Origin of the sequence: Streptomyces sp. P13-3-3 (assembly GCF_050571355.1) — a bacterium.
GTDB lineage: Bacteria > Actinomycetota > Actinomycetes > Streptomycetales > Streptomycetaceae > Streptomyces > Streptomyces althioticus.
Map to the genome: position 1 here is coordinate 2,364,425 of NZ_CP192228.1, position 13,930 is coordinate 2,378,354.

General features: G+C 74.3%; 11 protein-coding genes. 10 read left to right on the forward strand and 1 reads right to left on the reverse strand.

Annotation, left to right across the window (positions count from 1 at the left end):
* The first annotated feature begins 105 nt into the window (after nucleotides 1-105).
* The 3 genes from ACQZOG_RS10685 (at nucleotide 106) to ACQZOG_RS10695 (ending at nucleotide 4,684) form a co-directional block, all read left to right on the forward strand.
* The gene (locus ACQZOG_RS10685) at nucleotides 106-2,394 is read left to right on the forward strand and encodes a hypothetical protein (protein WP_430741459.1); all 2,289 of its coding nucleotides are present in this window, start codon (nucleotides 106-108) and stop codon (nucleotides 2,392-2,394) included.
* On the forward strand, nucleotides 2,391-3,554 hold the full coding sequence (mycP, locus tag ACQZOG_RS10690; protein WP_058915782.1) for a type VII secretion-associated serine protease mycosin: 1,164 nt from the start codon (nucleotides 2,391-2,393) through the stop codon (nucleotides 3,552-3,554). Before ACQZOG_RS10685 ends, mycP begins: the two co-directional genes overlap by 4 nt.
* Nucleotides 3,555-3,952: 398 nt before the next feature.
* Nucleotides 3,953-4,684: an SseB family protein gene (locus tag ACQZOG_RS10695; RefSeq protein ID WP_230227395.1), complete on the forward strand. Its 732-nt coding sequence runs from the start codon at nucleotides 3,953-3,955 to the stop codon at nucleotides 4,682-4,684.
* A gap of 13 nt (nucleotides 4,685-4,697) precedes the next feature.
* Here ACQZOG_RS10695 and ACQZOG_RS10700 read toward each other — a convergent pair whose 3' ends face one another.
* Nucleotides 4,698-5,075, reverse strand: a complete 378-nt coding sequence (locus tag ACQZOG_RS10700; protein ID WP_019526178.1) for a DUF1844 domain-containing protein — start codon at nucleotides 5,073-5,075, stop codon at nucleotides 4,698-4,700.
* A gap of 398 nt (nucleotides 5,076-5,473) precedes the next feature.
* On the opposite strand from ACQZOG_RS10700, the gene infC reads away from it, so the two are divergent.
* The 7 genes from infC to pheT all read left to right on the forward strand — a co-directional run bounded on the left by infC (nucleotide 5,474) and on the right by pheT (nucleotide 12,974).
* Complete coding sequence (infC, locus tag ACQZOG_RS10705; protein WP_078493136.1) at nucleotides 5,474-6,118, forward strand: translation initiation factor IF-3; 645 nt, start codon at nucleotides 5,474-5,476, stop codon at nucleotides 6,116-6,118.
* Between the two features lie 110 nt (nucleotides 6,119-6,228).
* Nucleotides 6,229-6,423, forward strand: a complete 195-nt coding sequence (gene rpmI, locus ACQZOG_RS10710) for a 50S ribosomal protein L35 (RefSeq protein ID WP_003977225.1) — start codon at nucleotides 6,229-6,231, stop codon at nucleotides 6,421-6,423.
* Between the two features lie 98 nt (nucleotides 6,424-6,521).
* The gene (gene rplT, locus ACQZOG_RS10715; RefSeq protein WP_004933571.1) at nucleotides 6,522-6,905 is read left to right on the forward strand and encodes a 50S ribosomal protein L20; all 384 of its coding nucleotides are present in this window, start codon (nucleotides 6,522-6,524) and stop codon (nucleotides 6,903-6,905) included.
* A 164-nt stretch (nucleotides 6,906-7,069) separates the two neighbouring features.
* On the forward strand, nucleotides 7,070-7,930 hold the full coding sequence (locus ACQZOG_RS10720; RefSeq protein WP_193456935.1) for a TrmH family RNA methyltransferase: 861 nt from the start codon (nucleotides 7,070-7,072) through the stop codon (nucleotides 7,928-7,930).
* A gap of 91 nt (nucleotides 7,931-8,021) precedes the next feature.
* Nucleotides 8,022-9,167: a sensor histidine kinase gene (locus tag ACQZOG_RS10725; RefSeq protein ID WP_033275001.1), complete on the forward strand. Its 1,146-nt coding sequence runs from the start codon at nucleotides 8,022-8,024 to the stop codon at nucleotides 9,165-9,167.
* Nucleotides 9,168-9,342: 175 nt separating this feature from the next.
* The gene (gene pheS, locus ACQZOG_RS10730) at nucleotides 9,343-10,461 is read left to right on the forward strand and encodes a phenylalanine--tRNA ligase subunit alpha (protein WP_058915779.1); all 1,119 of its coding nucleotides are present in this window, start codon (nucleotides 9,343-9,345) and stop codon (nucleotides 10,459-10,461) included.
* Nucleotides 10,461-12,974: a phenylalanine--tRNA ligase subunit beta gene (gene pheT, locus ACQZOG_RS10735; RefSeq protein WP_033275003.1), complete on the forward strand. Its 2,514-nt coding sequence runs from the start codon at nucleotides 10,461-10,463 to the stop codon at nucleotides 12,972-12,974. The genes pheS and pheT overlap by 1 nt, the downstream gene beginning before the upstream one ends.
* The last annotated feature ends 956 nt before the right edge of the window (nucleotides 12,975-13,930 follow it).

Sequence of the window (13,930 nt, forward strand, 5' to 3'; positions counted from 1 at the left end):
GTGCGGGTATCTGTGCCCGGGACGCGTCCGCGCCGGGCCACCTGGCAGCGACACACCGGCCGCGGACGACGAGGACCGGCCCGGGCACGAGGAAACGGGGGGTGCATGAGCACGGAAGCGCGCCGCGCCTCCCTCCCCCCGCGCCCGCCCCACGCCCCCCGCACCGCAGGCAACCCGGGTCCGTTCGACCCCCGGACCCCACTGGACGACACGCCTCCGCCGCGGACGGACCGGCCCGCCTCCGACGACACGGACACGGGGCGGCCGCCGGACGCGTCCGGCGACCGAGCGGCGCCCGGCCCATGGGGCGGCGCCGGTACGGCGAGCGGTGACGACACCTCCGGCCGCGGCCCGGCGACGCCCCGCGCGTCCGCCGACCCGCACGGCGCGGGCACGGCCCGCACCGAGAAGCGGCCCGGCACCGACGACGGCACGACCACCGTCGGCCCCCAGCGCCCCGCGCCCGACGCCCGGCGCGACGGCGCCCCGCGTGGCGCGTCCGACGCGCGCGGTACGGAGACGGCGGAGCGGCCGTACCGCGCGACCGGTGGTGGCGAGGCCCCCGCCCGCCCGGCCACCTCTCCCGCGTCCGACGCGCACGGCACGGGTGCGGCTCCCGCCGCGCCTGCGCATCGCCCGGTCGGCGGGGTCCCGGACGGCCCGGCCGCCCCCGCCGTGTCCGACGCGCGCCGCACGGGTGCGGCACCCGCCGCGCCCGCGCATCGCCCGGTCGGCGGCGGGGTCCCGGGCGGCCCGGCCACGCCCGCCGTGTCCGACGCGCGCCGCACGGCTGCGGCTCCTGCCGAACCCACGTACCGCCCCGCCACGGTTGCCGCTCCGGGCAGCGCGGGCGCCTCCGAGCGGCCGTACCGCCCGGAGGGCGACGCGCCCGCGGGCCGCCCGGCCACCCCCGCCGTGTCCGACGCGCACGGCACCGGCGCGAGTCCCGCCGCACCCGCGCATCGCCCGGTCGGCGGCGGGGTCCCGGGCGGCCCGGCCACGCCCGCCGTGTCCGAGGCACGCCGCACGGCTGCGGCTCCTGCCGAACCCACGTACCGCCCCGCCACGGTTGCCGCTCCGGGCAGCGCGGGCGCCTCCGAGCGGCTGCACCGCCCGGAGGGCGACAGGCCCACGGGCGGCCCGGCCACACGTCCCGCGTCCGACGCGCACCCCACCGGCGCGGCCCCCGCCGAACCCACGTACCGCCCCGCCGGTGACGGAACCCCCGGCCGCCCGGCCGCGCCCCCCGCCTCCGGGGGGCGCCCCCGCTTCCCCCGGATCGGGGGCGACGCCACCGACCGCTCCGCGCCCCCGCCGCCGCAGGCCTCCGCGCGGTTCCCGGACGCGCCGCCCACCGTCGGGCGGGGCGTGTCCGTGACGCCCGACGTCGCGCCGCCGCCCGCGAACCGGCCCCGCACCGAGGCGGCCGTGGCGCCCGACGTCGTACCGCCGCCGCCCGCGCACCGGCCCCGTACGGAGACGCCCTCCGAGACGACCACCCGGCTGCGTCCCGTCCCGGCCGAGCCGGACCCCGCGTTGTCCTGGAGCGCGCCCATGTCCCCGGGCGGCGTCCCGGGTGCGGGGCGTCCCGCCTCCGTGTCCTTCGGGGAACCCGGGAGCCGGCCCCGCCCGTTCGCCCGCCGCACCCGTGGCCAGGTCGTCGCCGCGGCCGTCTGCCTCGTGCTCGGCACAGGGCTGATCGGCGGCGCCGTGACCGGCGCCTGGCTCGCCGACGGGCCCGAGGGCCCGGGCACCCGGCACGCCTTCGCGGTCGCGGGCGACCTGTGGCACGAGGTGCCCGTCGACCAGCTGTTCCCGCCCACCGTGCAGGGCCGGGGCGCGGGCCCCGGGGAGGCCGACCGCGTCTGGACGCGCATCGCCGTCGCCCCCGACAGCGGCTGCAAGGGCGCCTTCGACGCCCTGCTCACCCGCGTCCTCGCCCCCGTCGGCTGCGAGCGCCTGCTCCGCGCCACCTACACCGACGCCACGCAGAGCCATGTCACCACCGTCGGCCTGCTGTTCACCGAGGCCGACGCGGCCGGCATGGAGGGCCTCGCCCGCCGCTTCGAGCGTGAACGCCTGGACCGCCGCAGCGACCTGATGCCGCTGCCCTACGCGGCGAAGGATACGGCGGCCGAGGGCTTCGGCCCCGAGCAGCGGGCCTCCTGGGCGATCTCCGTCCTCACCGACGCCCCCGTCGTGGTCTACGCCGTCTCCGGCTGGGCCGACGGCCGGACCGTCGACGAGCCGCAGCCCGCCGAGGACGCCATGCGGCCCGGAGCCGGCACCGCCCCCGCCCAGGCGGGCCTGGGCCACGAGGCACGCGGTCTCGCCGACCGCTTCGAACGCGCCCTGCGCCAGCGGGCCGGCACCCCCACGGAGCGTCCGTCATGAGGAAGCGCCCCGCCGCCCTCGGCGGCCTGCTCGCCGCGGCCCTCGTCCTGGTTCCCGCGACCACCGCGCACGCCGACACCATCCGCGACCGGCAGTGGGCCCTGGACGCCCTGCACACCGACCAGGTGTGGCCCACCACGCGCGGCGCGGGCGTCACCGTGGCCGTCCTGGACACCGGCGTCGAGGCCGACCACCCCGACCTCGACGGCAACGTCCTCCAGGGCAAGGACCTCGTCGGCTTCGGCGCGCGCGAGGGCGACGAGGCCTGGGCCCGCCACGGCACCGCCATGGCCGGCATCATCGCCGGTCACGGGCACGGCCCGGGCAACGGCGACGGCGTCCTGGGCGTCGCCCCGGAGGCGAAGATCCTCCCCGTCCGCGTCATCCTCGAGGACAAGGACCCGGCCCGCGCCAAGGCCCGCAGCACCCGCGGCAACGCCCTCGCCGAAGGCATCCGCTGGGCTGCCGACCACGGCGCCGACGTCATCAACCTCTCCCTCGGCGACGACTCCGCCTCCGCGCACCCGGAGGAGGGCGAGGACGAGGCGATCCAGTACGCGCTGCGCAAGGGCGTGGTCGTCGTCGCCTCCGCGGGAAACGGCGGCGAGAAGGGCGACCGGATCTCCTACCCGGCGGCCTACCCGGGCGTCATCGCCGCCACCGCCGTCGACCGCTACGGCACGCGCGCCCCCTTCTCCACCCGTCGCTGGTACGCCACGGTCAGCGCGCCCGGCGTCGACGTGATCATCGCCGACCCTGACCACAAGTACTACGAGGGCTGGGGCACCAGTGCCGCCGCCGCGTTCGTCTCGGGCGCCGTCGCCCTGGTGAAGGCCACTCACCCGGACCTGACCCCGGCGCAGATCAAGCGCCTTCTGGAGGACACCGCCCGCAACGCGCCCGCCGCAGGCCGCGACGACTCGCGCGGCTTCGGGTTCATCGACCCGGCCGCCGCGATCGAGGCCGCGGGGCGTCTGAAGCGGGAGGGGTTGAAGGCGGCGGCGTACGGCGAGGAGTACTTCGGCCCGGGGCCGGCCGCCGATGCCTCCGGCGACGACACCGCGGACTGGGCGGCCCCGCTGGCCGGCGGCGCCGGGGGCGTCCTTCTGGTCGCGGCGGTCGTTCTGTGGCGGGGGCGGCGGGAGGGCGGCACGTTCTGAGCGCGCCGGTGGCATCCGTGTAACGCCAGGTGCGGGTCGTCCGTGGCTAGTCGCGCAGTTCCCCGCGCCCCTGAAGGGTGCGCCTAGCCGCGGGCAGTCGTGCCGCTGGGGCGATGGGGGTACCTCCCATTCGAGCGAAGCCGAGAGTGGGGGAGGGTGGCCGCAGCGGCACCCCGCCAACGCCGGGTGCGGGTCGTCCGTGGCTGGTCGCGCAGTTCCCCGCGCCCCTGGGGTGCCTGAGTTCGTCGCGCATGTGCCGCGCCGCGAGGGCTGGTCGCGCAGTTCCCCGCGCCCCTGGGGGTGCTCACGGGCACCGGGACGAAGACTCCCTCGCCCGCGACGTGCGTCTCCCCGCCCGCGTCCGGGCGTCCCGGCCACGGCCGCTAAGGTCGGTGACCGTGGCGAACAAGAACATTCCCGACTCCCCCTTCCGCGACGACGACGGAACCGCCGACCCCCGGCTGAGCGCCGCGCTCGCCGCCTGGGCCGAGGACGGCAACGCCGTCGGCCCGGTCCTGGAAGCCCTCAAGGACGCCCGCCTGCTCGTCCCGGTGGTGGCCCTGCTCGGCGAGGTGGAGGAGGACGAGAACGGGCTGCGCCGCGAGAAGACCAGCGACATGGCCGTACCCACGCTGAAGGCAGGCGGGCGCACCGCGCTGCCCGCCTTCACCTCCACCGACTCCCTGACCCGCTGGGACCCGGCGGCCCGCCCCGTCGCCGTACCGCTGCACCAGGCGCTCCAGGCCGCCGCGCACGAGAAGGCGGACACGGTCGTCCTCGACCTGGCGGGCCCGGTGCCGTTCGAACTGACCGGACCCACGCTGCTCGCCCTCGCCGAGGGCCGCACCAGCACCGATCCGCTGAAGGACCCCGCCGTCGTCGAGGCCGTACGGAACGCCGTCGCCGCCGAGCCCGCCGTGCTGCGCGCCCACCTCGGGCCGGGGCAGGCCGACGGCACCCTCGCCCTCGTCCTCGACCCGGCCGCGCCGGTCGCCGAGGCCGCCCGCGCCGTGGCGCAGCGGCTCGCCGCCGACGAGACACTGAGGGCCCGCCTGGTGCGCGGCCTCGACCTGGCAGTCCTGCCGGCCGAGGCCACACCTCCCGGCGAGCCCTTGTACGTACGTCGGTGACGAGGACGAGCCGTCAGCCGTAGACCGCGCCCGTGTACTTCTCGCCCGGCCCCTTGCCCGGCTCGTCCGGGACCAGGGAGGCCTCGCGGAAGGCCAGCTGCAGCGACTTCAGGCCGTCCCGCAGCGGCGCCGCGTGGAACGAGCTGATCTCGGTCGCCGAGGCGTCCAGCAGACCGGCCAGCGCGTGCACCAGCTTGCGGGCCTCGTCCAGGTCCTTGTGCTGGTCGCCCTCCTCGGTCAGACCGAGCTTCACGGCGGCGGCGCTCATCAGGTTGACGGCGACCGTCACGATCACCTCGACCGCCGGGACCTCCGCGATGTCGCGGGCCATGGCGTCGAAGTCGGGGTTGCCGGGGGTCTCGGGGGTGTCCGAGGGGGAGGTCTCACTCATGCCCCACACGATAGGCGCAGCCCGGCGCGCTCCCGACGCCAGGAGCCGGGCGGACGGCCGGTTGGTGCCCGTCTCCGGGAGCTGCTAACCTTGTGTAACGACCGGTCGGACCCGTATGTCTCACGGCACGCGAGCCCGGCCCACAAGTGGAGGCTTTCGAACTCCCACCTGGCCGCCCTCAGGGCGGCGGGTCACCGGTCAGGCAGATCCCGTCCCCGAGTCGGCGATCGGCCCGAAAGCGCGCCCCGCGATCCCCGCGGCGGTGCTCCGGTAGTTCGAGGAGCCCCGCCCGTGATCGTCCGGGGCATTTTTGTTGTCTCGGCGCGGTTAGGTCTAACGAACACAGACGTAACGCGGCTGTCCGCCAGACCGTCGCGTGGTGCTACCGAGGAGGATCCATCAGCGCCGAGCCCCGCATCAACGACCGGATTCGCGTTCCCGAGGTGCGACTTGTCGGTCCCAGCGGCGAGCAGGTCGGGATTGTCCCGCTTGCCAAGGCCCTGGAGCTTGCGCAGGAGTACGACCTCGACCTCGTGGAGGTCGCGGCGAACGCCCGTCCGCCCGTGTGCAAGCTCATGGACTACGGGAAGTTCAAGTACGAGTCGGCCATGAAGGCCCGTGAGGCGCGCAAGAACCAGGCGCACACGGTCATCAAGGAGATGAAGCTCCGGCCGAAGATCGACCCGCACGACTACGACACCAAGAAGGGTCACGTCGTCCGGTTCCTCAAGCAGGGCGACAAGGTCAAGATCACGATCATGTTCCGTGGTCGCGAGCAGTCCCGGCCGGAGCTCGGTTACCGGCTCCTGCAGCGGCTCGCGGAGGACGTGGCCGACCTCGGGTTCGTGGAGTCGAACCCGAAGCAGGACGGCCGCAACATGATCATGGTTCTCGGTCCGCACAAGAAGAAGACCGAGGCGATGGCCGAGGCCCGCCAGGCGCAGGAAGCCCGCAAGGCGGACGCGAAGGCCAACCCCGGCAAGTCGCAGAACGCCGCTGAGGCGGACAGCGCCGAGGTGGCCGAGGAGCCTGCCGAGGCGTGACTCCCCGGGGCGCGAGCCCCAGGAAGCAACCCGACACAAGTACGACGCTCCACAGTGCCCGGTTTCACGACCGGGCACAGGAGCGCCACCGACGAGGAGAGAACGGCGCTATGCCGAAGAACAAGTCGCACAGCGGTGCCAGCAAGCGCTTCAAGATCACCGGCTCCGGCAAGGTGCTCCGCGAGCGTGCCGGCAAGCGCCACCTGCTCGAGCACAAGTCGTCCCGTGTGACGCGTCGCCTCACCGGCAACGCCGAGATGGCCCCGGGCGACGCCGCGAAGATCAAGAAGCTTCTCGGCAAGTGACGCCCCGGCGCGTGAGCGCCGTACGTACGTCAGACCGGGACCCATTCGATACCGGGCCGTGTGAGCACCACCACGGCCCCGCTACAAGGAGTTAACAAGTGGCACGCGTCAAGCGGGCAGTCAACGCCCACAAGAAGCGCCGGGCGATCCTCGAGCAGGCCTCCGGCTACCGCGGTCAGCGCTCGCGCCTGTACCGCAAGGCCAAGGAGCAGGTCACCCACTCGCTGGTCTACAACTACAACGACCGCAAGAAGCGCAAGGGCGACTTCCGTCAGCTGTGGATCCAGCGCATCAACGCCGCTGCCCGCGCCAACGGCATCACGTACAACCGCTTCATCCAGGGTCTGAAGGCCGCCAACGTCGAGGTGGACCGCAAGATCCTGGCCGAGCTGGCTGTCAACGACGCCACCGCCTTCGCCGCGCTCGTCGAGGTCGCGCAGAAGGCGCTGCCGGCGGACGTGAACGCGCCCAAGGCTGCGTGAGGTCGTCGGCCTCGGCCGACGTTCTGATCTTCGGGACCCGCGGGCTTCGGCCTGCGGGTCCCGTGCTGTGTCGTTGTCCGTCGGACGGTTCGCGGCTGCGGGTCCGTCGTGGCCGGTCGCGCAGTTCCCCGCGCCCCTGGCCGACTCTGCTGAAGGTGACTTGAATGGTGTCCGTCGGTCCTGAGCTGATTTCTCCTCGGTCCGCCCGGGTGAGTGCCGCGCGGCGGCTCGCCAAGCGGAACTTCCGGGGGAAGGAGCGGCTGTTCCTCGCCGAGGGACCGCAGGCCGTCCGTGAGGCCGCCGCGCACCGAGCCCAGGACACCGCCACCCTCGTCGAGCTGTTCACCACCCCCGAGGCCGCCGAGCGGTACGCCGACATCGTCGGGGCCGCCCGGGACGCCGGCGCCCGTGTCCACCTCGCGTCCGACGAGGTCGTCGCCGACATCTCCACCACCGTCACCCCGCAGGGCCTCGTGGGCGTCTGCCGGTTCCTGGACACGCCCTTCGAGGAGATCCTCGCCGCCCGCCCCCGCCTCGTCGCCGTCCTCGCCCACGTCCGCGACCCCGGGAACGCCGGCACCGTGCTGCGCTGCGCCGACGCCGCCGGGGCCGACGCCGTCGTCCTCACCGACGCCTCCGTCGACCTGTACAACCCCAAGGCCGTCCGCGCCTCCGTGGGCTCCCACTTCCACCTGCCCGTCGCCGTGGGCGTGCCCGTCGAACGCGCCGTCACCGGACTGCGCGACGCCGGCGTACGGCTGCTCGCCGCCGACGGCGCGGGCGACCGCGACCTCGACGAGGAACTCGACAAGGGCGCCATGGGCGGACCCACCGCCTGGATCTTCGGCAACGAGGCCTGGGGCCTGCCCGAGGAGACCCGCGCCCTCGCCGACGCCGTCGTCCGCGTCCCCATCCACGGAAAGGCGGAGAGCCTGAACCTCGCCACCGCCGCCGCCGTATGTCTCTACGCGTCGGCACGTGCACAGCGCGCCGCCGGAGGGTCCCGCTCCGTCACCAGGAGCTAGTAGGCTGACCAGCTCGGGGACCTCCCCAAGCTCTCGGCCGGGGCCCGGGAACGGGGCGCCCCGAGGACGTTCCGAGAGGTGGGGTACGGGGATGAGCGTCGGCACGAGCAGCGCACCGGGAGCAGAGCGCACGGCGCGCCCGCCCGCGCCCCGGCCCGGTGACGTCGCCGACCTCGGCCTCGACCCCGACCAGCTCCCCGACGGACTCGTCGTCGCCGACGAGCACGGCCGGGTGATCTGCTTCAACGCCGCCGCCGTGCGCATCACCGCCGTCCCCGCCGAGCAGGCCCTCGGCAGGTCCCTGGAGACCGCGCTGCCGTTAGAGGACCTGGAAGGGCGCCGCTGGTGGCAGCTCACCGACCCCTACGGCGGCCTCGCCATCCGGGTCGGCCAGCCCGAGCGCAACCTCCTCCTGCCCGGCGGCCGCGAGGTCCTCGTCTCCGCCCGCTACGTCCGCACCCGCCCCACCGGGCCCGTCCGCCGTGTCGTCGTCACCCTCCGCGACACCGAGGCGCGGCGCCGCACCGAGCGCAGCCACGCCGAGCTGATCGCGACCGTCGCGCACGAACTGCGCTCCCCGCTCACCTCGGTCAAGGGCTTCACCGCCACCCTGCTCGCCAAGTGGGAACGCTTCACCGACGACCAGAAGCGGCTCATGCTGGAGACCGTCGACGCCGACGCCGACCGCGTCACCCGGCTCATCGCCGAACTGCTCGACATATCCCGCATCGACTCCGGGCGCCTCGAGGTGCGCCGCCAGCCCGTCGACATCGGGGCCGCCGTGGGCCGGCACATTCAGGCGCACGTCGCCGCGGGCCAGTCCCCCGACCGGTTCCTGCTGCGGGTGCAGCACCCGCTGCCCGCGCTGTGGGCCGACCCCGACAAGATCGACCAGGTGCTGAGCAACCTGCTGGAAAATGCCGTGCGTCACGGCGAGGGAACCGTCACCATCGACATCACACCCTCGGCGTCGCCCCGCGACCGCGAGCACGCCGAACCCGCAGCCACGTCGGTCACCGTCAGCGACGAGGGACCCGGCATCCCGGAGGAGTCCATGAACCGCGTCTTCACCCGCTTCTGGCGGGGCAGCAAGCGCGGCGGCACGGGCCTCGGGCTGTACATCGTCAAGGGCATCGTCGAGGCCCACGGCGGCACCATCACGGTCGGACGCGCCCCCGGCGGCGGCGCCGAGTTCCGATTTACGTTGCCCGTGGCGGCCCCCGCGTATCTCACCTGAGACGCCTGCGGCCCCCACGGGCGCCTTCGCGCATCCCCACCCCGTTAGACTCGGCCTTTGGCACCTTTGCGTCCCGAGGACGAAAGCCGCGACCCGCTGCGGGCGCGCGACGGACCGTTCGTCCACGAGTCGATGACGGGGACCATCAGCCAGCCAATCGGAAGCACGGGAAGAGATGTCGGCACCGAATAAGTCGTACGACCCTGTCGAGGTCGAGGCGTTGAAACCGGAAGAGATCGAGCGCATGCGGGACGAGGCGCTCGCCGCCTTCGCCGCCGCGGACTCCCTCGACGCGCTCCAGGAGGCGAAGGTCGCCCACACCGGCGGCACGTCCCCGCTGGCCCTGGCCAACCGCGAGATCGGCGCGCTGCCCCCGCACGCCAAGGCCGACGCCGGCAAGCGCGTCGGCCAGGCCCGCGGCGCCGTGAACAAGGCGTTCGCCGCCCGCCAGGCCGAGCTGGAGGCCGAGCGCGACGCGCGCGTGCTGGTCGAGGAGGCCGTGGACGTCACGCTGCCCCACGACCGCGTCCCGGCCGGCGCCCGCCACCCCCTCACCACGCTCTCCGAGCGCATCGAGGACATCTTCGTGGCCATGGGCTACGAGGTCGCCGAGGGCCCCGAGGTCGAGGCCGAGTGGTTCAACTTCGACGCGCTCAACATCGGCCCGGACCACCCGGCGCGTGGCGAGGCCGACACGTTCTTCGTGCAGGGCCCCGAGGGCGCCGACGCCGGCGTCGTGCTGCGCACCCACACCTCGCCCGTGCAGATCCGCTCCCTGCTCGACCGCGAGCTGCCGGTCTACGTGATCTGCCCCGGCCGTGTGTACCGCACGGACGAGCTGGACGCCACGCACACCCCCGTCTTCCACCAGGTCGAGCTGCTCGCCGTCGACGAGGGCCTGACCATGGCGGACCTCAAGGGCACCCTGGACCACATGGTCCAGTCGCTGTTCGGCGCGGAGATGAAGACCCGGCTGCGGCCGAACTTCTTCCCCTTCACCGAGCCGTCCGCCGAGATGGACATGCTCTGCTACGTCTGCAAGGGCGCGTCCGTCGGCAACCCCGACCGGCCCTGCCGCACCTGCTCCAGCGAGGGCTGGATCGAGCTCGGCGGCTGCGGCATGGTCAACCCGCGGGTGCTCACCGCCTGCGGCGTCGACCCGGAGAAGTACAGCGGCTTCGCCTTCGGGTTCGGCATCGAGCGGATGCTGATGTTCCGCCACAACGTCGAGGACATGCGAGACATGGTCGAGGGTGACGTCCGGTTCACCCGGCCGTTCGGGATGGAGATCTGATGCGGGTCCCGCTTTCTTGGCTGCGGGAGTACGTCGACCTGCCGGCCACCGAGACCGGCCGCGACGTGCAGGCCAAGCTGATTTCGGCCGGGCTGGAGGTCGAGACCGTCGAGCACCTGGGTGCCGACCTCAAGGGCCCGCTGGTCGTCGGCCAGGTGCTGACCATCGAGGAGCTGGAGGGCTTCAAGAAGCCGATCCGCTTCTGCACGGTCGACGTCGGCCAGGCCAACGGCACCGGTGAGCCGCAGGAGATCGTCTGCGGCGCCCGCAACTTCTCCGTCGGCGACAAGGTCGTCGTGGTCCTGCCCGGCGCCACCCTCCCCGGCGGCTTCTCGATCAGCGCCCGCAAGACCTACGGCAAGGTCTCCCACGGCATGATCTGCTCCAGCGACGAGCTGGGCATGGGCGACGACGGCACCCACGGCATCATCGTGCTGCCGCCGGAGACCGAGGTCGGCAAGGACGCCATCGAGCTGCTCGAGCTGGTCGACGAGGTGCTGGACATCGCCGTCACCGCCAACCGCGGCGACTGCCTGTCCATCCGCGGCGTCGCCCGCGAGGCCGCCATCGCCTACGGTCTGCCGCTGCGCGACCCGGCGCTGCTCGACGTGCCCGGGCCCAACGCCTTCGGCTACCCGGTGAAGGTGTCCGACCCGGCCGGCTGCGACCGCTTCACCGCCCGCACGGTGACCGGCCTCAGCCCCGAGGCACGCTCCCCGATCTGGCTCCGGCGCCGGCTCCAGAAGGTCGGCATGCGCCCGATCTCGCTCGCCGTCGACGTCACCAACTACGTGATGATGGAGCTCGGCCAGCCGCTGCACGCCTACGACCGCGGCCAGGTCCAGGGCACCATCGGCGTCCGCCGCGCGCAGGAGGGCGAGAAGATCGTCACCCTCGACGGCGTCGAGCGGAAGCTGCACGCCGAGGACCTCGTCATCACCGACGACCGCGGTCCCATCGGCCTGGCCGGCGTCATGGGCGGCGCCGACACGGAGATCGCCGACCACGACGACACCGAGAACGCCACGACTGACGTGGTCATCGAGGCCGCCCACTTCGACCAGGTGTCCATCGCGCGCACCGCCCGCCGCCACAAGCTGTCCTCGGAGGCGTCCCGGCGCTTCGAGCGCGGTGTGGACCCGCAGGCGGCCTCGGCCGCCGCGCAGCGCACGGTCGACCTGCTGGTGCTGCTCGCCGGAGGCACCGCCGAGGCCGGCGTCACCGAGGTCATCGCCCCGAGCGCGCCGCACACCGTCACCGTGGCCGCCGACCACCCGGACAAGGTCGCCGGTGTGACCTACGGCCGGGAGACCGTCGTACGCCGCCTCCAGGAGGTCGGCTGCGACGTCTACGGCCAGGACGAGCTCATCGTGACCGTCCCGTCGTGGCGGCCCGACCTTACCGACCCGAACGACCTCGCCGAGGAGGTCATCCGGCTGGAGGGCTACGAGAACCTGCCCTCCACGCTGCCCAGGCCGCCCGCCGGCCGGGGCCTGACCGGCCGGCAGCGGCTGCACCGCCGCATCGGCCGGGCACTCGCCGGGGCCGGGTACGTGGAGGCGCTGAACTACCCGTTCGTCAGCGAGCAGGTCTTCGACCAGTTCGGCCTGGAGGCGGACGACCCGGCCCGCCGCGTCGTCAAGCTGGTCAACCCGCTCAGCGACGAGGAGCCCGCGCTGCGGACCTCCCTGCTGCCCGGGCTGCTCGCCACCCTGCGCCGGAACGACGGCCGCGGCTCGCACGACCTGGCGCTGTTCGAGACCGGTCTCGTCTTCCAGCCGCGCGACGCCGCGAAGGTCGCCGCGAACCTGCCCGTCGACCGGCGTCCGAGCCCCGACGACGTCGCCGCGCTGAACGCCGCGCTGCCCGACCAGCCCCGGCACGTCGCCGTGGTGCTGGCCGGCGCCCGCGAGCAGGCCGGCTGGTGGGGCAAGGGCCGCCCGGCCGACTGGGCCGACGCGGTCGAGGCCGCCCGGACCGTCGCCCGCGAGGCCGGTGCCGAACTGGGCATCCGCAAGGGGCAGTACGGCCCCTGGCACCCGGGCCGCTGCGCCGAGCTGACCGTCACCGTCGACGGCGCCGAGCGTGTCGTCGGCCACGCCGGTGAGCTGCACCCGCGCGTCCTGAAGACGCTGGGCCTGCCCGCGCGCGCCTGCGCGATGGAGCTGGACCTGGACGTCCTCGAGCGGGTCGGCGACACGGTCCCGCAGGCGCCGTCCATCTCCACCTTCCCGGTGGCCACGCAGGACGTCGCCCTGGTCGTCGACGCCTACGTGCCCGCCTCGGACGTGGAGGCGGCGCTGCGCGAGGGCGCGGGCGAACTCTTGGAGTCCATCCGCCTGTTCGACGTGTACGAGAACGCCGAGCAGCTGGGCGAGGGCCGCAAGTCCCTGGCCTACGCGCTGCGTTTCCGCGCGGACGACCGCACGCTGACCGTCGACGAGGCGTCGGCGGCCCGCGAAGCGGCTGTCGCCCTGGCGGCGGACCGTACGGGAGCGGTACTCCGCGGCTGACGCCGCACGCTGTCGGACGCACGGGCCGGTATCGAGGCGGGAAGCCTTAGTACCGGCCCGTGGTGTGTCGGGGGTGGGGTTCGTCGACGAGGTGTGGGCGGTTTGGGAAGCGGCTGTTGCCTTGGCGGTGGAGCGTGCGGGAGGGGTACTCCGCGGTTGACGCCGCGCGCTGTCGGACGCACGGGCCGGTATCAGGGCGGGATGCCTTAGTACCGGCCCGTGGTGTGTCGGGGGTGGGGTTCGTCGACGAGGTGTTGGCGGCCTGGGAAGCGGCTGTTGCCTTGGTGGCGGAGCGTGCGGGAGGTACTCCGCGGCTGACGCCGCACGCTGTCCGACGAACGGGCCGGTATCAGGGCGGGATGCCTTGGGGCCGGCCCGTGGTGTGTCGGGGGTGGGGTTCGTCGACGAGGTGTTGGCGGCCTGGGAAGCGGTTGTCGCCTTGGCGGCGGAGCGTGCGGGAGGGGTATTCCCGGTTGACGCCGCGCGCTGTCCGACGCACGGGCCGGTATCGAGACGGGATGCCTTAGTACCGGCCCGTGGTGTGTCGGAGGCGGGGCCGGCTCAAGAGGCGCGTGGTGTGGGTTGGCGCCGGTGACGGGCGGTGGGCGACGCCCCGACGGATGCGGCCCGAGGCGCGTTGCCCGGATACCGGGTCCGGATTCCGCGCACGCGGTCGGGTCTCCGGGGCGCCGGGGTTCGGCGCGGCCGGCCGCGCATCGCCTGACGCGCTGCGCTGCGCGGCATGCGCCCAGCGGCACGGCTCCTGCGGCGTCGGGGGCGTTCGCGGCAGATGGGCGAGGCCCGAGGGAGGCGGCCCGAGGCGCGTCCGGGGAGTGCCGGCCCGTCGCCGATTCCGTCGGAGGAGCGGCAGGGCGGGCGCCCGCACGCGCCACCTCGCGGTCCCGGTGGGGCCGTACCTCAGCCCACGGAGCCGTGGGACGGAGGCGCCCCCGCGG